Below are 1280 nucleotides of genomic sequence, written 5' to 3' on the forward strand. Positions count from 1 at the left end.
CGCGCCCCGGCCACCAGGGCCGCAACATCCGGTTGCGCTGCGGGCGGCGTCGGCTCGGCCGGCATCAGGCTCGACAGCAGCCGCGCCAGCCCCGGCGCACCGGCGCGCAGATCGGGGGAGACGCCGGCCAGCAGCGCCGCCATGCGGCTGTCGTGGAGCCTGGGATCATGGGCGGTCACAGCATCGCCTCCGCAGATGTGGGCAGGGTCAGGGCGCCGCTGTCGCCCAGGCGGCGCACGGTGCGGCAGATGTCGCGCTGCGCGGCATCGACTTCGGACCGTTTCATTGGCCCGCGCTCGGCCAGTTCATCCTGCATCTGGGCGGCGGCGCGCTTGGACATGGCGCCAAAGATGAAATCCTTCAGCGGGGCATCGGCGCCCTTCAGCGCCACCGCCAGCAGCGCCGGATCGACTTCGCGCAGCACCAGTTGCAGGTCCTTCTGGCTGAGACCGATGAGATCAGCGAAGATGAACTGTTGCGCCTCCAGCTCGGCGGCGAGCTCGGCGTTCAGCGCCATCAGCGTTTCCAGCAGCGCGCCGCGGCCGCGTGCCTTCTTGATGACGGCGGCGGTGAAATCGGTGCCTGCCAGGCGCGTCTGGTCGCGATTGGTGCCGATGCCTTTCAGCTTGGCTTCAATGTCGGCTTCCAGCGCGGCCAGGTCATGGATGTTGACCGGGCCCAGGGTGGCCAGCCGGGCGGCCACGTCGGGCTGCAGATGTTCGGGCAGCGCATCCAGCGTCTGCGCCGCGCGTTCTTCGCCCTGGTGGGCGAGCACAACTGCAATCGCCTGCGGATGCTCATCGGCGATCAGCTTGGCCAGCGCCGGCCCGTCCACCCAATCGAGCACGGCAAAGCGCCGGCCGGCCGCCGGGGGGCCGATCTTCTCGATGATCGATTCCGCCCGCGGCGTGCCCAGCGCCTTGCCCAGCCGCTGGCGCACCTGGCGGCCCTGGCTGTCGAGCGCCGCCACCTGGGCCGTTCGGGCCAGAAATTCGTCGAGCACATGATCGATGGCGAGCGGGTCGATCTCTGCCACCGTCAGCATCGCCTCGCCCACCTGCTGCACCTCGGCCGGCGACATGCCCGACAGCATCTCGGCAGCCTGCGCTTCTTCCAGCACGAGCAGCAGGATGGCGCATTTCTGCGCGCCCGACAGCGCGGCGGCGGGGCTGGCGAGGTCGATCATGCCGCCGCCTCGTCATCGGCTGGCGGCGGTGGCAGGGCGGCGGCCGGGGCCGCCAGATCGGCGAGCAGCATCTGCCGCGCCACTGCCATTGCGC

1 protein-coding gene is annotated in these 1280 nt (G+C 70.8%); it reads right to left on the minus strand.

The genetic code is table 11. From position 1 onward, the window contains the following. Positions 1-175: 175 nt before the first annotated feature. The gene (locus GJ693_RS16030; RefSeq protein ID WP_156257221.1) at positions 176-1186 is read right to left on the minus strand and encodes a flagellar motor switch protein FliG; all 1011 of its coding nucleotides are present in this window, start codon (positions 1184-1186) and stop codon (positions 176-178) included. Positions 1187-1280 lie beyond the last annotated feature (94 nt).

It is taken from the genome of Sandarakinorhabdus oryzae, assembly GCF_009733735.1.
Taxonomy (GTDB): Bacteria; Pseudomonadota; Alphaproteobacteria; order Sphingomonadales; family Sphingomonadaceae; genus Sandarakinorhabdus; species Sandarakinorhabdus oryzae.